16 protein-coding genes are annotated in these 16,893 nt (G+C 73.6%); 11 read left to right on the forward strand and 5 right to left on the reverse strand.

Annotated features, from left to right (window positions below; all coding sequences use genetic code 11):
• Positions 1 to 30: 30 nt before the first annotated feature.
• Positions 31 to 813: a transcriptional repressor LexA gene (lexA, locus tag ABZW14_RS12410; RefSeq protein ID WP_355344133.1), complete on the reverse strand. Its 783-nt coding sequence runs from the start codon at positions 811 to 813 to the stop codon at positions 31 to 33.
• 544 nt (positions 814 to 1,357) lie between these two features.
• Between lexA and nrdR the strand changes: the two genes are divergently transcribed.
• The 5 genes from nrdR to ABZW14_RS12435 all read left to right on the forward strand — a co-directional run bounded on the left by nrdR (position 1,358) and on the right by ABZW14_RS12435 (position 8,362).
• Complete coding sequence (nrdR, locus tag ABZW14_RS12415) at positions 1,358 to 1,852, forward strand: transcriptional regulator NrdR (protein WP_355344136.1); 495 nt, start codon at positions 1,358 to 1,360, stop codon at positions 1,850 to 1,852.
• A 34-nt stretch (positions 1,853 to 1,886) separates the two neighbouring features.
• On the forward strand, positions 1,887 to 4,772 hold the full coding sequence (locus ABZW14_RS12420) for a vitamin B12-dependent ribonucleotide reductase (protein ID WP_355344139.1): 2,886 nt from the start codon (positions 1,887 to 1,889) through the stop codon (positions 4,770 to 4,772).
• A 119-nt stretch (positions 4,773 to 4,891) separates the two neighbouring features.
• The gene (locus ABZW14_RS12425) at positions 4,892 to 5,827 is read left to right on the forward strand and encodes a DUF2332 domain-containing protein (protein WP_355344142.1); all 936 of its coding nucleotides are present in this window, start codon (positions 4,892 to 4,894) and stop codon (positions 5,825 to 5,827) included.
• Between the two features lie 89 nt (positions 5,828 to 5,916).
• Positions 5,917 to 6,642, forward strand: a complete 726-nt coding sequence (locus ABZW14_RS12430; protein ID WP_355344145.1) for a nucleotidyltransferase domain-containing protein — start codon at positions 5,917 to 5,919, stop codon at positions 6,640 to 6,642.
• An 88-nt stretch (positions 6,643 to 6,730) separates the two neighbouring features.
• The gene (locus tag ABZW14_RS12435; protein ID WP_355344148.1) at positions 6,731 to 8,362 is read left to right on the forward strand and encodes a hypothetical protein; all 1,632 of its coding nucleotides are present in this window, start codon (positions 6,731 to 6,733) and stop codon (positions 8,360 to 8,362) included.
• Here the strand turns inward: ABZW14_RS12435 and ABZW14_RS12440 are convergent.
• From ABZW14_RS12440 to ABZW14_RS12450, 3 genes are all read right to left on the reverse strand, one after another.
• On the reverse strand, positions 8,355 to 9,554 hold the full coding sequence (locus tag ABZW14_RS12440; protein ID WP_355344511.1) for a DUF6596 domain-containing protein: 1,200 nt from the start codon (positions 9,552 to 9,554) through the stop codon (positions 8,355 to 8,357). The genes ABZW14_RS12435 and ABZW14_RS12440 overlap by 8 nt on opposite strands.
• Positions 9,555 to 9,619: 65 nt before the next feature.
• On the reverse strand, positions 9,620 to 9,961 hold the full coding sequence (locus ABZW14_RS12445) for a YciI family protein (RefSeq protein WP_091269399.1): 342 nt from the start codon (positions 9,959 to 9,961) through the stop codon (positions 9,620 to 9,622).
• Positions 9,962 to 10,054: 93 nt separating this feature from the next.
• Positions 10,055 to 11,311 carry an MFS transporter gene (locus ABZW14_RS12450; protein WP_355344151.1) on the reverse strand — a complete coding sequence of 419 codons (1,257 nt, stop codon included), beginning with the start codon at positions 11,309 to 11,311 and terminating at the stop codon, positions 10,055 to 10,057.
• 148 nt (positions 11,312 to 11,459) lie between these two features.
• Here ABZW14_RS12450 and ABZW14_RS12455 point away from each other — a divergent pair, with 148 nt between their 5' ends.
• From ABZW14_RS12455 to ABZW14_RS12470, 4 genes are all read left to right on the forward strand, one after another.
• On the forward strand, positions 11,460 to 12,101 hold the full coding sequence (locus ABZW14_RS12455; RefSeq protein WP_355344153.1) for a class I SAM-dependent methyltransferase: 642 nt from the start codon (positions 11,460 to 11,462) through the stop codon (positions 12,099 to 12,101).
• 35 nt (positions 12,102 to 12,136) lie between these two features.
• Positions 12,137 to 13,075 (forward strand): asparaginase domain-containing protein, encoded by a 939-nt coding sequence (locus tag ABZW14_RS12460; protein ID WP_355344514.1) that lies wholly within the window; start codon positions 12,137 to 12,139, stop codon positions 13,073 to 13,075.
• A 35-nt stretch (positions 13,076 to 13,110) separates the two neighbouring features.
• Positions 13,111 to 13,353: a DUF5522 domain-containing protein gene (locus ABZW14_RS12465; RefSeq protein WP_355344156.1), complete on the forward strand. Its 243-nt coding sequence runs from the start codon at positions 13,111 to 13,113 to the stop codon at positions 13,351 to 13,353.
• A gap of 86 nt (positions 13,354 to 13,439) precedes the next feature.
• Positions 13,440 to 13,988, forward strand: a complete 549-nt coding sequence (locus ABZW14_RS12470) for a hypothetical protein (RefSeq protein WP_355344159.1) — start codon at positions 13,440 to 13,442, stop codon at positions 13,986 to 13,988.
• 24 nt (positions 13,989 to 14,012) lie between these two features.
• On the opposite strand, the gene ABZW14_RS12475 is transcribed toward ABZW14_RS12470, so the two are convergent.
• Positions 14,013 to 14,699: a metal-dependent transcriptional regulator gene (locus ABZW14_RS12475; protein ID WP_355344162.1), complete on the reverse strand. Its 687-nt coding sequence runs from the start codon at positions 14,697 to 14,699 to the stop codon at positions 14,013 to 14,015.
• A 98-nt stretch (positions 14,700 to 14,797) separates the two neighbouring features.
• On the opposite strand from ABZW14_RS12475, the gene ABZW14_RS12480 reads away from it, so the two are divergent.
• A complete protein-coding gene (locus tag ABZW14_RS12480) occupies positions 14,798 to 15,640 on the forward strand; it encodes a sulfurtransferase (RefSeq protein WP_355344165.1) in 843 nt (280 codons plus the stop codon).
• 64 nt (positions 15,641 to 15,704) lie between these two features.
• Entirely contained in the window at positions 15,705 to 16,886 is a 1,182-nt protein-coding gene (locus ABZW14_RS12485; RefSeq protein ID WP_355344168.1) for an acetoin utilization protein AcuC, read from the forward strand.
• The last annotated feature ends 7 nt before the right edge of the window (positions 16,887 to 16,893 follow it).

Genomic DNA, 16,893 nt, shown 5'->3' on the forward strand with positions numbered 1-16,893 from the left:
GACCGGCGGTCACCCCCCTTTCTTCTCGGCTCAGATGCGGCGGAGCACGGCGACCACGCGACCCATGATGGTCGCGTCGTCGCCGGGGATCGGGTCGAAGGCCGGGTTCTGCGGCATCAGCCAGACGTGCCCGTCGCGCCGCCGGTAGGTCTTCACGGTCGCCTCGCCGTCGAGCATGGCCGCCACGATGTCGCCGACCTCGGCGGTCGGCTGCTGCCGGACCACCACCCAGTCGCCGTCGCAGATCGCCGCGTCGAGCATCGAGTCGCCCTTGACCTGAAGCATGAAGACCTCGCCCTCACCGACCAGCTCGCGGGGGAGGGGGAAGATGTCCTCCACGGCCTGCTCGGCGAGGATCGGGCCACCGGCGGCGATCCGGCCCAGCATCGGCACATAGGCCGGTGCGGGGCGCTGGGCGCGGGCGGCCTCGTCGTCGACGTCGCCGGGTGCCCGGACGTCCACGGCGCGGGGCCGGTTGGGGTCGCGGCGCAGGAAGCCCTTCTTCTCCAGCTCCTTGAGCTGGTAGGCGACGCTCGACGGGGAGACCAGGCCGACCGCCTCGCCGATCTCGCGCACGCTCGGCGGGTAGCCGTGGCGCTCCACCCACGCGCGGATGAACTCCAGGATCCGGCGCTGCCGGGCCGTGAGGTCGACCGTCGACGGGTCGGGGAAGCTGCTGACCACCGGGGTGACCGGACGCACGGCGGGCTGGGCCGCCCGGCTGCGCGCGGTGCGGGGTCGACGGGTCGCCGGCGGACCCGCCCCGTCGATCGGCTGCGGGTTCTTCTGCCGGCTGGCCCGGTCCTCGGTCACGTCCGTCCTCCCTGGTCGGCGCTGGGTGCCTCGTCGGCTCGTGGTGCGTGCTGACATGGTGCTGTCGGCCGGTCCGCCGCGATCCGCCGCGCCCGGTCGTTGTTGACCGTATAGGTGAGATCGGCCATTTTCAAACATCTGTACGACCTGTTGTCGGCGTGTCGCGTCGAAATCCTGGATTTCCGTACGCCTGTTCTGATAAATGGTACGTCGCTCTCGAACGAATGTTCTATCGTCGCGCCCCGTGACTCCGGCGGCCGCCGGCCGTTGGGCTCCTCGGTACGCCGGGGACGGGGTGGGACGGGGGCGTGATTCTGGCGACTCGCCGGACACGCCGCTCAACTTGACCTCGCTAGTACGACGGCATACGGTCGACCCCTAGATGTTGTGGTTACATGGGCGTAAGTCGCCTACAGGTTGGGTCCGGTTACCGACCGCACTCCCGTACCGTCGGCCCGGCGGCGGCCATCGAGAGATGGTGCCGCCGCGGTGACGCGTGCCCGGATGCGGCCGGTGGGCCGCGGTTGATGAAGGAGGTCGGGCGATGCGGTGTCCGTACTGCCGGCATGCCGACTCCCGGGTGGTCGACTCGCGGGAGGCCGACGACGGCCAGCTCATCCGGCGGCGGCGGTCCTGCCCGGAATGCGGCAAGCGGTTCACCACCGTCGAGGAGGCGGTGCTCGCGGTGGTCAAGCGCAGCGGGGTGACCGAGCCGTTCAGCCGCACCAAGATCATCGGCGGGGTGCGCAAGGCGTGCCAGGGCCGGCCGGTCGACGACGACTCCATCGCGCTGCTCGCGCAGAAGGTCGAGGAGACCGTGCGGGCCAAGGGGGCCGCCGAGATTCCCAGCAACGAGGTCGGGCTGGCCATCCTCGGCCCGCTGCGCGACCTCGACGAGGTGGCCTACCTGCGGTTCGCCAGCGTCTACCGCTCCTTCGACTCGCTCGCCGACTTCGAGCGCGAGATCGAGACGCTGCGGGCCGCCGCGATCGCCCGCGAGGGTGCCGGGGCGGTCGGGGCCGCCGGCGCGACCAGTTGAGTTTCACGGATTTCTGACAGTTGGACGACGCGCGGTGGGTGACCGCGCTGACGAGGGGGGCGAGGGCGTGACGACCAGCAAGTCACGGAACAAGGCCGGGGCAGGGCTGAAGATCGAGCGCGTCTGGACGACCGAGGGGGTGCATCCCTACGACGAGGTCGCCTGGGAGCGCCGCGACGTCGTGATGACGAACTGGCGGGACGGTTCGATCAACTTCGAGCAGCGCGGGGTGGAGTTCCCCGAGTCCTGGTCGGTCAACGCGGCCAACATCGTGACCACCAAGTACTTCCGGGGCGCGGTGGGGACCCCGGAGCGGGAGTGGTCGCTGCGGCAGCTCATCGACCGGGTGGTCGACACCTACCGCACCGCCGGTGAGGAGTACGGCTACTTCGCCACCCCCGCCGACGCGGAGGTGTTCGCGCACGAGCTGACCTGGATGCTGCTGCACCAGGTGTTCAGCTTCAACTCGCCGGTCTGGTTCAACGTCGGCACGCCGTCGCCGCAGCAGGTCAGCGCGTGCTTCATCCTCTCGGTCGACGACTCGATGGACTCCATCCTGGACTGGTACAAGGAGGAGGGCCGGATCTTCCAGGGCGGCTCGGGCGCCGGCGTCAACCTCTCCCGCATCCGTTCCTCGAAGGAGCTCCTCTCCTCCGGCGGCACCGCCTCCGGCCCGGTCAGCTTCATGCGCGGCGCGGACGCCTCGGCCGGCACCATCAAGTCCGGTGGCGCCACCCGGCGGGCCGCCAAGATGGTCATCCTCGACGTCGACCACCCGGACATCGAGGAGTTCGTGGCGACCAAGGCGCGCGAGGAGGACAAGATCCGCGCGCTGCGGGACGCCGGCTTCGACATGGACCTGGGCGGCGCCGACATCGTCAGCGTGCAGTACCAGAACGCCAACAACTCGGTTCGGGTCTCCGACGAGTTCATGACCGCGGTGGAGAACGGCGGCGGCTTCGACCTGCGCGGCCGGCTCGACGGGCAGACCATCGAGACGATCGACGCCAAGAAGCTGTTCCGCACCATCTCCCAGGCCGCCTGGGAGTGTGCCGACCCCGGCCTGCAGTACGACGACACCATCAACGACTGGCACACCTGCCCGGAGACCGGGCGGATCACCGCGTCGAACCCGTGCTCGGAGTACCTGCACCTGGACAACTCCTCGTGCAACCTGGCCTCGCTGAACCTCATGAAGTTCATGCGCGCCGACGGCGGCTTCGAGGTGGAGAAGTTCGTCAAGTCGGTCGAGTTCGTCATCACCGCGATGGACATCTCGATCTGCTTCGCCGACTTCCCGACCGAGAAGATCGGCGAGACCACCCGTGCCTACCGGCAGCTCGGTATCGGCTACGCCAACCTCGGCGCGCTGCTGATGGCCTCCGGCCTGCCATACGACTCGGAGCAGGGCCGGGAGGTCGCCGCGGCGATCACCTCGCTGATGACCGGCACCGCCTACCGCCGCTCGGCCGAGCTGGCCGGCATCGTCGGCGCGTACGAGGGCTACGCCCGCAACGCCGAGGCGCACAAGCGGGTCATGCGCAAGCACGCGGCCGCCAACGACGCGATCAAGCCGGCCGGCGCCGTGGCCAGCGCCGTCCAGCGCGAGGCCACCAAGCAGTGGACGCTGGGCAACAAGGTGGGTGACAAGAACGGCTGGCGGAACTCGCAGGCCAGCGTGCTCGCCCCGACCGGCACCATCGGCCTGATGATGGACTGCGACACCACCGGTGTCGAGCCGGACCTGGCCCTGGTCAAGTTCAAGAAGCTGGTCGGCGGCGGCTCGATGCAGATCGTCAACCAGACCGTGCCGCGCGCCCTGCGCAGCCTCGGCTACCCCGAGGAGCAGGTCGAGGCGATCGTCGAGCACATCGCCGACCACGGCCACGTGGTGGACGCCCCCGGCCTGAAGCCGGAGCACTACCCGGTCTTCGACTGCGCCATGGGCGAGCGGTCCATCGCGCCGATGGGCCACGTGCGGATGATGGCGGCCGTCCAGCCGTTCATCTCCGGCGCCATCTCCAAGACGGTCAACATGCCCGAGCAGGCGACCGTCGAGGACGTCGAGAAGATCTACTTCGAGGGCTGGAAGCTCGGCCTCAAGGCGCTGGCGATCTACCGGGACAACTGCAAGGTGGGTCAGCCGCTGTCGGCCGCCAAGCCGAACAAGGCGGTCGAGCCGGTGGCCGAGCCGGCGAAGGTCGTGGAGAAGGTCGTGGAATACCGGCCGGTCCGCAAGCGGCTGCCGAAGAAGCGCCCGTCGGAGACCATCTCGTTCTCGGTCGGCGGCGCGGAGGGCTACCTCACCGCCTCGTCGTACCCGGACGACGGCCTCGGCGAGGTCTTCCTCAAGATGTCGAAGCAGGGCTCGACCCTGGCCGGCGTGATGGACGCCTTCTCGGTGGCCATCTCCATCGGTCTCCAGTACGGCGTCCCGCTGGAGACGTACGTCAGCAAGTTCACCAACATGCGCTTCGAGCCGGCCGGCATGACCGACGACCCGGACGTGCGGATGGCGGCCTCGGTGATGGACTACATCTTCCGTCGCCTGGCCCTGGACTTCCTGCCGTACGAGCGCCGCGCGGAGCTGGGCATCTTCACGGCCAAGGAGCGGGCCGCCCAGCTCGCGGCCGAGGCGGAGGCGGAGGCGAGCGGTGCGGACCTCACCGCGATGGCCGCCTCCGCCCCGGTCGAGGCGCCCGAGCCGAAGACCGGCCCGGTGGCCCAGCCGGCGCAGGAGGTGGCCGACGTGGCCGCCGCCAAGCCGGCGCCGTCGGTGGGCTCCAGCACCGAACTGCTGGAGGCCGTGATCGGCAAGGCCGCGGACGCGCCGCTCTGCTTCACCTGCGGCACGAAGATGCGGCCGGCCGGTAGCTGCTACGTCTGCGAGGGCTGCGGCTCCACCAGCGGCTGCAGCTGACGAACGACCGCTCGCGAGCGCGGCAGGGATCTCCCTGCCGCGCTCGCGGCGTCTGAGCGGGACGAAGCTCACGCCGTCGGGGAAGCTCCACCACGGCATCCGGCTGGAATGCTCGGGCCATGACCACTGCGGACCGCTACGCCACCTTCGCCGCCCGCGAGGCGCGCGGGGTGTCGCCCGCGTACGAGCGGCTGTCGGAGGCGGTCGCCCGCGACGGCGAGCTGCTGGCCCGGATCGGCACCCTGCCGCCGGCCAAGCGCCAGCCGAACCTGCTCTTCGGCGTGGTGCGGCTGCTCGGCGGACCGGTCGAGGACCCGGCCGCCTTCCACGAGTACGTGCTCGCGAACTGGCCGGCGGTCGAGGCCGAGATGCGGGTCCGGGCCACGCAGACCAACGAGCCCGGCCGGTGTGCCGTACTCCTGCCGGTGCTGGCGTCGCTGCCCCAGCCGCTCGCCCTGCTGGAGGTCGGCGCCTCCGCGGGCCTGAACCTCTACCCCGACCGGTACGCCTACCGCTACGGCGACCACCGGCTCGGCTCGGGTGAACCGGTCCTCGACTGCACGATCAGCGGGACGGCGCCGCCGGACCGCCGGCCTGAGGTGGTGTGGCGGGCCGGCCTGGACCTCAACCCGCTCGATGTGCGCGACCCGGCCGACGTGGCATGGCTGGACGCGCTCATCTGGCCGGAGCACGGGCACCGCCGCGAGCGGTTGCAAGCCGCGGCGGCCGTGGCCGCGGCCGACCCGCCGCTGCTGGTGCGGGGCGACCTGGTGGACGACCTGCCGGCGCTGGCCGCGCGGGCGCCGCGGGACGCGACCCTGGTGGTGTTCCACACCTCGGTGCTCTACCAGGTGCCGCCACCCGGGCGGGAGGCGTTCGCCGAGGTCGTGCGCGGGCTGCCCGGGCACTGGATCGCCAACGAGGACCCCGACGTGGTGCGCTACCCGGCGCTGCCCGAGCAACCGCCCGGCGGCTTCCACAACGTGCTGGCGCTGGACGGGAGGCCGCTGGCCTGGACCCGCGGCCACGGCCAGGCCATCACCTGGTTCGGGTAGGGCTGGGCGGAGCCGGCCAATCTTGGACACTTGCTGTTCGGGGCGAACGACAAGTGTCCAAGATTCACTGCGGAGGCCAGGGTGGAGTCATGGTGAGGCTGCCGGCCGTCGACGAATTCGCCGGTGAGCTCGCGGCGCTCGGCTGGGTCACCGATCTGCTGGTGGCCGGGTCGCTGGCGACCGGCGACCACCGGCCCGGCGTGAGCGATCTCGACCTGGTGGCGCTGACCGACGGCCCGGTCGACGCCGCGCGGGAGGCCGCGCTCGTCGCCGTGCACCGCCGCCTCGACGCGGGCAGCGCCGCCGGGTTGCACCTGGGGTGCGTCCACGTCGACAGCGCGACCATCCCGGACGTCCACCGGAAGCATCCGACGTGGACGCACGGACAGCTCGTCCAGCGCATCCTGTCCGGCGTCACGCGGGCCGAGCTGGTACGCCACGGGTACGCCGTCTTCGGCCGTCCGCCCGGCGACGTGTTTCCGCCGGTGAGCGACGACGACGTCCGGGCCGCCGCCCGCGCCGAACTCACCGGCTACTGGGCCTGGGCGGCCCGGCGTCCCTGGTTGTGGCTCGACCCCGCCCTCGCCGACCTCGGGCTCACCTCGATGGCCCGCGGCCGGTACGCGCTGCGCCACGGCGACCTGCTCACCAAGACCGCGGCGGTCGAGGCGGCCGCCGCCCCGGCCTGGCTGGTCGATCAACTGCGGGCCCGCCGCCGGGGCGAGCCGGTCACCTCGCCCCGGCTCCGCACCGCCCTGATCGCCTGGCGCGACGCCCGCCGCACGGTCACGGAGGCGCGCCGGCAGGTCCGCTGACCGCCAGGTGGTGGAAATCCGTTGTCGCCGACCGGTCCGACCGCGAAGCTTGGTCCATGATCGAGAGAATCGACTCCATCGAAATCCGGTGAGCCCGTCCGAGATCCGGGTCGACCGGGTGCTGGGCGACGGCCCGTTCCGTGAGATCGGCGAGCCACGCGTCACCGCGGTCTCGCCCGACGGGCGCCTGATCGTGGTCGGCGGCGCGCTCGCGCATCCGCAGTGGCACGGCCGGGACGTGTCCGCCCGGTCCCGTCCTCATCCGGGTTGGTACCCGCTGGCGGTCTACCGGGCCGACGATCTCACCTGCCGGCACCACGGCACCACCCGGTGGCGGGCCAACGCCATCGCCTTCCACCCGACCCTCCCACTGGTGGCGATCGGCACCGGCTCGTACGACGGTGGATGGGCCTACGAGGGGGAACTGCTGCTGCTGGACCTGACCACGGGGTCGGTCGTGTCGCTGCTGGCGTATCCGCGCGAGGTGCGGCGGATCAGGTGGCACGACCCTCACCGGCTCGACCTCGTGCTGGCGATCCCCTGTGACGAGGACGAGAAGCGGTTCGGCGGCAGGTCGCTCGCGTGCTCCATCAGCCGGGATGACTGGGCCACGGTCGGCGACGGGATGCTGCGGCCGCCGTACGGCGAGGAACCGGTGCCGGACCCGCCAAGCGCCGACCTGGCGGCGGCCGCCGCCCATCTCGACCGGCTCGCTGGGGAGCGGGGGCTGGCCTGGGCACGGCGCCGGACGGTCTGGGCGGTGCGCGGGCTCGCCGACGGCCGGATCCTCGCCGCTCTCGAAGCGGTCGGCCTGGAGTGCTGGTCCGGGGGCTCGGTCGAGCAGCTCTGGCGGTTGCCGGCCGAGGGCACGGGCTGCCAGATCATGGTGGCGCCGGACGAGCGGGCGGCGCTGGCGCTGACCCAGACGCCGCCCCGGTTCCAGAACCGGGGCTGGATCACCGACCCGAGCGTGCTGCGGCGGGTCGACCTGGCGGCGGGTGAGGTGCGGGCCACGGAGACGGCGGCCACTCCGGTGGTGGTCACCTCCCGGACCGACGGCTGGTGGGCGCTGCGCGACTCACGGCACGACAGCCGGGCGGCGCGCGGGAAGGTGCTGCTTCGGGCCCCCGCCGGGGAATCGGCGGCCGTGCTCCGGCTCGGCCGGTACGACCTGTTCAACCAGTTCCTGGACATCCGCTACGCGCCCGAGTTGTTGTTCCTTCAGGGCCGCGAGGACAAGCCATGGCGGGACAAGTGGGTGGTCGCCGTCGACCCGCCCGACGGGCGGGTGCGCCGGCTGTTCCCGCTGGAGTGGGATGCGTCGCGCGGCGGTCACCTGTACGGCGGCGCCGGGGCATACGTCGAGGACAGCTCGGGGCCCGCGCTCGTGCACACCGGTGTGGTCCACGACGGCGCGGGACTGCTGCCGGGCAACGCGTTCGTGGTGCGCCGCGCGTATCCGGGCGGCGCGGCGCAGTGGGCCTTCACCGCGGACCACCAGGCCACGGCCCTCGACGTCGACCATGACCTGGTGTACGTCGCCTTCAACTCCGGCGAGTTGGTGGTGTTGGACGCCCATGACGGCACGGTGCGCCTCCGGCAGGAACTACGGCTCGGTGGTCACTGTGTCGTGCCGCTGTCCCTGACCCGCCTGGCGCCCGGCCGCCTGGCGATCGGCACCCTGGACGGCCGGATTCTCGACTGCACCGTGGTCACGTGACCGGTCCCGGCGCTCCATCGACCTCGGCGAGGCGGGCGACCAGGAAGGCCCGTTCCGCCTCGTTGTCGACCAGGTCCAGCGCCGCCCGGTAGGCGTCGGCGGCCTCCCGCGGCCGGTCGAGGCGGCGGAGCAGGTCGGCGCGGATCGCCGGCAGGTAGTGGTAGCCGCCCAGCCGGGCGTCGGCCGCCAGGTCGTCGACCTCCCCGAGCGCGGCCGCCGGTCCGTCGACCATGGACACCGCCACGGCCCGGTTGAGCGCCACCACCGGCGACGGCCAGCGCTTGAGCAGCTCGTCGTAGAGACGGACGACCTGGGGCCAGTCGGTGGCCGGGTAACTGGGGGCGATCGCGTGCAGCGAGGCGATGGCGGCCTGGAGGGCGTACCGGCCGACCCGGCCGGTGCGGAACGCGCCGAGGACCAACTGGTTGCCCTCGGCGATGGCCGCTCGGTCCCACTGGGACCGGTCCTGCTCCTCCAGCACCAGCAGCCGGCCGTCGGCGTCGGTGCGGGTGGCCCGGCGGGCGTCGGTGAGCAGCAGCAGGGCGAGCAGCCCGCGCACCTCCGGCTCGTCGGGCATCAGGGCGAGCAGCATCCGGGTCAGGTGCACCGCCCGGTCGACCAGGTCGGTGCGGACCAGGCCGGCCCCGGTCGGCGCGGTGTGCCCCGTGGTGAAGAGCAGGTGGATCACGGTGAGCACGGCGTCGAGCCGTTCGGGCAGCTCGGCGGCCTCCGGCACCCGGTAGGGGATGCGGGCGGCGGCGATCTTCTTCTTGGCCCGGGTGACCCGGGCCGCCATGGTCGTCTCGGTCACCAGGAACGCGCGAGCGATGTCGCCGGTGGCCACCCCGCAGACCAGACGCAGGGTCAGCGCCACCTGGGCCTCCCGGGCCAGCGCCGGGTGGCAGCAGGTGAACACCAGCCGCAGCCGGTCGTCGGGCACCGCGTCCCCGGCGGGCTCCTCCGCCATCTCGGCCTCCGCCGGTTCGACGAGCAGGGGCATCTTCGTCCGGAAGACCTTCTCCCGGCGCAGCACGTCGAGCGCCTTGCGCTTCGCGGTGGCGGTCAGCCAGGCGCCCGGCTTGTCGGGTACGCCGTCGCGTGCCCAGGCGGCCAGCGCGGCCAGGTAGGCGTCCTGGACGCACTCCTCGGCCACGTCGAGGTCGCCGGCGACGCGCGCCGTCGCGGCGAGCACGAAGGCCCACTCGCGACGGTGCGCGTCCGCGACGGCGCGTTCGGCGGCGACCGTAGCGGCGTCGCTCACTCGGCCGGCGGCTGGAACAGCGGCCGGACCTCGACGCCGCCGTCGATGGTGGCCGGGTTCAGCTTGGCGATCTTCAGGGCCACGTCCAGGTCGGGCGCCTCCAGGACGAAGAAGCCGGCGACGACCTCCTTGGCCTCGATGAACGGGCCGTCGGTGACCAGGTCACCGCGGATCGCCGTGGCGGTGGTGCTCGGCTGGAGCGCGAACCCCGTGAGGATCTGCCCGCCCAGCTCGGTGACCTGGTCGCCGTAGCGCTCCAGCAGGGCCACGTAGTCGGGGGTCAGGTCCATCGGGTCGGCCGGCGCGGGCGAGTAGACGAGGACTGCGTACTGGGCCATGGGTGTCTCCTCTGGTTGTCGTTTCCCTCTTCCGTCTCACCGACGGACGGGCGCGGCCGGATTCGACAGCGGCCCGTGAAATCCTGCCTCTTTTCACGGCGTCGCGAAGTCCCGCATCCGCCGCAACGGCGAGAACACCACGAACAGCGCCGCACTCCACATGCCGAGCACGCAGACCAGCAGCGCCGGGCGCAGCCCGAGCCGGGTGCCGAGGACGCCGCCGACCAGGGCGCCGAGCGGGATCGCGCCGTAACAGATCCACAGGAACGCGGCATTGACCCGGCCGAGCAGCCGGGCCGGCGTGACCCGCTGCCGGTAGGACATGGCGGCCACGTTGAACAGCACCGCGTTGGCCGCGAACGCCGCCGTGCCGACCGCGTAGAGCAGGGCGCCCCAGCCCGGCCGGGCCAGCGGCATGAGCAGGTAGAGCGGGCCGGGCACCGCCATCGACACCCAGATGGTCCGGGCACCGCCCAGCAGCGCGGTGACCCGCCCGGCCAGCACCCCGGCCAGCAGCCCGCCCACCGAGCCCAGGCTGAACAGGAGGCCGATGGTGGTCGGGCCGGCGTGCAGCACGCGCAGCAGGTAGGGCACCTCGATGGACCGGGTGGCCATGACGAAGAAGTTCGAGGTGGCGGTGCAGGCGAGCACCAGGGCGAGGATCCGCTCCCGCCGGATGAACCCGAGTCCCTCGGTGAGCGCGGCCCGGACCGGCACGCGGCCTCCGGTGCGCGGCGCCGGGCGGTGCCGCATCAGCAGCAGCGTGACCGCGCTGGCCAGGAAGCTGGCCGCGTCGGCGACGAAGGTGCGGGCCGCGCCCAGCAGGCCGACGAGCACGCCGCCGGCGCTCGGCCCCGCCAGGGCGGCCAGGTTCTCGCTCACCTCCAGGCGCGCGTTGGCCGAGGTCAGGTCGTCCGGCGGGACGAGCGCGGGCAGCAGGCTCCGGTAGGCCACCGTGAACGCCACGGTCAGCACGCCGGAGAGCCCGACCACCGCGTACAGGAAGGGCAGGGTGAGGTGGCCGAGCAGGGCGGCCACCGGCACCGACAGCAGCAGCGCCGCGCGACCCAGGTCGCACGCGAGCATCAGCCGCCGCTGGTCGACCCGGTCGGCCAGCATCCCGGCCGGCAGCGAGAAGAGCAGGTACGGCAGCCAGGCCAGGACGGTGAGCAGGGAGACCTGGAAGACGCCGGCGTCGAGCACGTCCGCGGCCAGCAGCGGCACGGCCACCCCGGAGACCCGGGTGCCCACCTCGCTGACCGTCTGGCCGCTCCACAGCAGCAGGAAGTTCCGGTTCCGCCACAGCGAGGCGCGGGTTCCGGTGGTCGAAGGCGTCAGTTGCTGGGTCACCGCTCGGGCCTGTCCGTCGGGGTCACGGGGTGCGACCCGGCACGGTATCCCGGCGGGCCGCCGCGGGGCGCGGCATTTCCCCCGGTCGGAGGCGGGCGGTCCGGGTGCGGGCGGACGTGAAACCGGCCGGCGACTAGGGTCGGCTTTCATGATCGAACCGACCTGGCTCACCGAGACGCGCGCCGCCTACGACACGGTCGCCGTGGACTACGCACGACTGATCCCCGACGTGCTGGAGGGCCCGCTCGACCGGGGAATGCTGGCCGCGTTCGCCGAGCTGGTCGGGCCGGGCCGGCCGGTGCTGGAGGCGGGTTGCGGGACCGGCCGGATCACCGCCCACCTGCGTGGCCTCGGGCTCGACATCTCCGGCGTCGACCTCTCCCCGGGCATGCTGGAGGTGGCCCGCCGGAACTACCCGGAGCTGTCCTTCGAGATCGGCTCGATGACCGCGCTGGCCACGCCCGACGAGGCGCTGGCCGGCCTCGTCGCCTGGTACTCGATCATCCACCTGCCGCCGGACCTGCTGCCCGGGGTGTTCGCCGAGTTCCACCGGGTGCTCGCCCCGGGCGGCCACCTGCTGATCGCCGTGAAGGCCGGCGACCAGCGGATCCGGCTGGAGCAGGCGTACGGCCACACCGTCTCGTACGACGTGTACTGGATGCCGCCGGAACGGCTGGTCGAGCAGCTCACGGCGGCCGGCCTGGCCGTGCACGCAACCCTGGTCCGCGAGGCGGAGGAACTCGACCGGGGGCCGCAGGCGTTCGTGCTCGCGCGGAAGGCCGACCGGTGACCGTCGCGCTCTTCACCCTGGGCGGCACGATCGCCATGGCCGGCACCGGCGGGCAGGGCGTGGTCAGCCGGCTCACCGGCGCCGACCTCACGGCCGCCGTACCAGGGCTGGCCGGCATCCCGCTCGACGTGCGGGACGTCGAGGCGGTGCCCAGCGCCGCCCTGGCGTACCGGCAGATCCTCGACCTGGTGGACGCGGCCGGCGCGGCGGTCGCCGACGGCGCGACCGGCGTGGTCGTGACCCAGGGCACCGACACCCTGGAGGAGACGGCGTTCCTGGCCGACCTGGTCTGGCCGCACCCGGCGCCGCTGGTGTTCACGGGCGCCATGCGCAACCCCACCCTGGCCGGCCCGGACGGCCCGGCCAACCTGCTCGCCGCCGCCCGGGTCGCCGCCGCGCCGGATGCGCGGGACCTCGGGGTGCTGGTGGCGTTCAACGACGAGGTCCACGCCGCCCGCTTCGTCCGCAAGACCCACAGCACCAGCACGGCCACCTTCGCCTCGCCCAACGCCGGCCCGCTCGGGCACGTCATCGAGGGCGCGGTACGCCTGCTCAACCGCCCGCCCCGGCACGCCCCGCTGCCGCCGGTGGACCCCGACCGGCTGGCCGGCACCCGCGTGGCGCTGCACACCGTCACCCTCGACGACGACCCGGCGCTGCTCGACGCGCTCACCCCGGGCCTGGACGGGCTGGTGGTCGCCGGCTTCGGGGTGGGGCACGTGCCGCCGGATCTCGCCCCGGCGCTGGGTGCGCTGGCCGCGCGGATCCCGGTGGTGCTCGCCTCCCGGACCGGGGCGGGTTCGGTGCTGCGGAACACCTACGGCGCGGTCGGCTCGGAGACCGACCTGCGGAAGCGCGGGCTGGTCTGCGGTGGGCTGCTCGACCCGTACAAGGCCAAGGTGCTGCTGCGGCTGCTGCTGGCCGGGGGCGCGGACCGGGCGGCGATCACCGGGGCGTTCGACCGGCACGGGTGAGCCGGCGCCCGACGCGGGCTCCGTAGACTCGCCCGGTGACCGGAGAGCGACGACCGCTGGCGGGCCGGCCGTTGACCGAGCCGCACCCGTCGCGGCTGTCACCCGACCACCCGGACCGGGCGCGCATCCTGGCCGCACACGCCGCCGCCCTGGCCGCGGGGGAGGCCGGCTACCTGGACCCGGCGACCGGACTGTTCGTGCTCAGCGCCGGCTTCCTGGCCCGCCGCGGCACGTGCTGCGGGCGAGGGTGCCGGCACTGTCCGTATGTGGACGATTGAGGACTTCCGCCCCCGGCGGGCACCCCGTACGGTGTCCGACGGACATCCGGCGGGCGGTACCCGCCGACGACTGCGGAGGTCTCCACGTGCGCGCCCGGACCTGGCTGGCCGCTTCGGCCGTACTACTGACCGCCGGCTGCGCGAAGGAGGCCACGCCGGTCGCGATGCCGGCGGGGGAGCCCCGGGCGGTCGAGGTGTCCGCCGCCTCGTCCGGCGGGGCGTGCCGGCTGCTCGACTTCGCGGTGATCGCCAAACACACCGGTGGCAGGTTCGACGTGGCGGCCGCCCTGGACAAGGGTGAGACCCACACCTGCGTGGTCCGGGCCGAGCAGGCCGTGCTGCCGGAACTGACCCTCACGGTGACCGACACGTCGATCGACACGTCGACCTTCACCCTCGACGTGTTGCCCCGGGGGGCCACGAAGGTCACCAAGCTCGGGAAGATCGCCTACCGGCACACGCTGCCGAAGACCGCGAAGAACGGCCCGGCCGCGGAGGTGGGCTGGCTGGCCGGCGAGGGACGGCTGGCCACGCTGCGCTGGACCAGCCCGCGCGGCACCGCCACCGCCGAGGCGGACAAGGTGGCCGGCAAGCTGGTCAGCCTCGCCAAGGTGATCGACACCCGGCAGCTCTGACCGCCGGGGGTCGGGCCGGGCGGGTCAGCGGGCCGCCACGAACACCCGGGAGGCCACCTCGCGGGGCAGCCGGACCCGGTCGCCGGAGCGGTCGATGGAGACCCCGTCGCGTTCCTGGGCCACGGTGACCGTGGCGCCCGGGTCGACGCCCGCCGCGTGCAGCTGCCGGAGCACGTCGGCGTCGGTCTGCACGCTCTCGCAGATCCGGCGCACCACGACCGGCCCGGAGAGGCCCGGGAAGGCCAGGTTGCGCTCGCCCTCTGCGGTCTCGGTCTCGCGCAGGCCCGGGTCGCCCAGCTCCTCCAGGCCCGGGATCGGGTTGCCGTAGGGGGAGCGGGTCGGGCGGTTGAGCAGGTCGTAGACCCGCTTCTCCACCGCGTCGCTCATCACGTGCTCCCACCGGCAGGCCTCCTCGTGGGCCTCCTCGTAGGGCATCCCGATCACGTTCACGAGCAGCAGCTCGGCCAGCCGGTGCTTGCGCATGACCGAAACCGCCGTGCCGCGGCCCAGCGGGGTGAGCATCAGGTGGCGGTCGCCCTCGACGGTGAGCAGGCCGTCCCGCTCCATGCGGGCGACGGTCTGGCTGACGGTGGGACCGCTCTGCTTGAGCCGCTCCGCGATCCGCGCACGCAGCGGCGGCACCCCCTCCTCTTCCAGCTCGAGGATGGTGCGCAGGTACATCTCGGTCGTGTCGACCAGGTCATGCTTCACGTCAGCGGCCTCCCGGCGTTCGATGCTACCCCGGACCCCCGACGATCATCGGCCGCCGAACCGGGGGGTCGCTGCCCGGATGGTGTTGACTGGACCGCATGTCCGGAACCGAAGACCTGCTCGTCGAGCCCGACCTGCTCGCCGCCGAGCTCGACCGCGCCGACCCGCCCACCCTGCTCGACGTCCGCTGGCGGCTCGCCGGACCGCCCGGCCGGGAGGACTACCTGGCCGGTCACCTGCCCGGCGCCGTCTTCGTGGACCTGGACACCGAGCTCTGCGGCCGGCCGGGCGCCGCCGGCCGGCACCCGCTGCCCGACCCCGCCGCGCTCCAGGCCGCGCTGCGGGCCGCCGGCGTCCGCGCGGGCCACCCTGTGGTGGTGTACGACGGCGGCGACGGCATGTCGGCCGCGCGCGCCTGGTGGACCCTGCGCTGGGCCGGCCACCGGGCGGTCCGGGTGCTGCACGGTGGCTTCCCGGCCTGGGTCGCGGCCGGCGGACCCGTCTCCACCGAGGCGCCGGAGCCCGCGCCCGGGGACGTCGCGGTCACCCCGGGCGAGCTGCCGGTGCTGGACGCGGGGAAGGCCGCCGGGCTGGCTGCCGCCGACACCGGGGTGCTGCTCGACGTGCGGGCCGCCCCGCGCTACCGGGGCGAGACCGAGCCGATCGACCCGGTCGCCGGGCACGTGCCGGGCGCGGTCAACCTCCCCGCCCCGGAGTACGTGACCGAGGGGCGCTTCCCCGCCGCCGAGGCGCTGCGGGAGCGGTTCGCCGCCGCCGGGGTGGCGCCGGGCGCGCCGGTCGGCGCGTACTGCGGCTCGGGGGTGACCGCCGCTCAGGCGGTGCTGGCGCTGCACCTGGCCGGGCGCCCGGACGCGGCCCTGTACGTCGGCTCGTGGAGCAACTGGGTGGCCGATCCCGACCGACCGGTCGCCACCGGGTAGCCACCCGGGCCGCCGGACCGTGCGTGCGGTGGGGCGGTCCCGGCCCACGTGCGACGATGGCCCCATGGCCGACGAGACGGTGGTGGTGTGGGACGAAGCCCTGCTCGGGTACGACATGGGCGATCATCCCCTCGACCCGGTGCGGGTCGAGTTGACCATGGCGCTCGCCCGCGAGCTGGGTGTGCTGGACCGGCCCGGGGTCCGGCTCGTGAAGCCGGAGCCGGCCGACGACGCCTTGCTGACCCGGGTGCACGACCCGCGCTACCTGGAGGCCGTCCGGGCCGCGCCCCGGGACCCGCTCTTCGCCGGGTTCGGCCTCGGCACGTCGGACAACCCCGTCTTCGACGGCATGCACGAGTCGAGCGCGCTGATCGCCGGGGCGAGCGTGGCGGCGGCGGAGGCGGTCTGGCGCGGCGAGGCCCGGCGGGCGGTCAACGTGGCGGGCGGGCTGCACCACGCCATGCCCGCCCGGGCCTCCGGGTTCTGCGTATACAACGACCCGGCCGTGGCCATCGCCCGCCTGCTCGACCTGGGCGCGGAGCGGATCGCGTACGTGGACGTCGACGTGCACCACGGCGACGGGGTGCAGGAGATCTTCTACCGGGACCCGCGGGTGCTCACGGTCAGCCTGCACGAGACCCCGCTCGCGCTGTTCCCCGGCACCGGGTTTCCCGACGAGACCGGCGGCCCGGGCGCGGAGGGCTCGGCCGTCAACGTGCCGCTGCCGCCGGGGGTCGGCGACCCGGGCTGGCAGCGGGCGTTCCACGCGATCGTGCCGTCGGTGCTGCGGGCGTTCCGGCCGCAGGTGCTGGTCAGCCAGTGCGGGGCGGACGGGCACCGGCTCGACCCCCTGGCCGACCTGCACCTGTCCGTCGACGGCCAGCGGGCCACCTACCGGGCGCTGCGCGGGCTCGCCGACGAACTCTGCGACGGCCGCTGGGTGGCCCTCGGCGGCGGCGGGTACGCGCTGGTCGAGGTGGTGCCGCGGGCGTGGACCCACCTGCTCGCGGTGGCCACCGGCGAGCCGCTCGACCCGGCCACGCTCACCCCGCCGGGCTGGCGGGACCTGGCGGCGCGGCGGCGGCCCGGGCACGAGATCCCGCTGCGGATGACCGACGACGTCGACCCGTCGTACCAGCCGTGGCAGCCGAGCGGCGAGCCGACCGCCGTGGACCGCGCCGTCGCGGCGACCCGCAAGGCGGTGTTCCCGCTGCTCGGGCTCGACCCGCACGATCCGCGCGACTGATCCGGCG

Origin of the sequence: Micromonospora sp. NPDC004551, assembly GCF_040609975.1 — a bacterium.
GTDB lineage: Bacteria > Actinomycetota > Actinomycetes > Mycobacteriales > Micromonosporaceae > Micromonospora.

Bases quoted from the DNA above. Each gene is read 5' to 3' on its own strand.
- ABZW14_RS12480 (WP_355344165.1), top strand. From the start codon at position 14,798: ATGTCCGGAACCGAAGACCTGCTCGTCGAGCCCGACCTGCTCGCCGCC.
- ABZW14_RS12460 (WP_355344514.1), top strand. From the start codon at position 12,137: ATGGCCGGCACCGGCGGGCAGGGCGTGGTCAGCCGGCTCACCGGCGCC.
- ABZW14_RS12445 (WP_091269399.1), bottom strand. From the start codon at position 9,961: ATGGCCCAGTACGCAGTCCTCGTCTACTCGCCCGCGCCGGCCGACCCG.
- ABZW14_RS12485 (WP_355344168.1), top strand. From the start codon at position 15,705: ATGGCCGACGAGACGGTGGTGGTGTGGGACGAAGCCCTGCTCGGGTAC.
- nrdR (WP_355344136.1), top strand. From the start codon at position 1,358: ATGCGGTGTCCGTACTGCCGGCATGCCGACTCCCGGGTGGTCGACTCG.
- ABZW14_RS12455 (WP_355344153.1), top strand. From the start codon at position 11,460: ATGATCGAACCGACCTGGCTCACCGAGACGCGCGCCGCCTACGACACG.
- ABZW14_RS12430 (WP_355344145.1), top strand. From the start codon at position 5,917: ATGGTGAGGCTGCCGGCCGTCGACGAATTCGCCGGTGAGCTCGCGGCG.
- ABZW14_RS12425 (WP_355344142.1), top strand. From the start codon at position 4,892: ATGACCACTGCGGACCGCTACGCCACCTTCGCCGCCCGCGAGGCGCGC.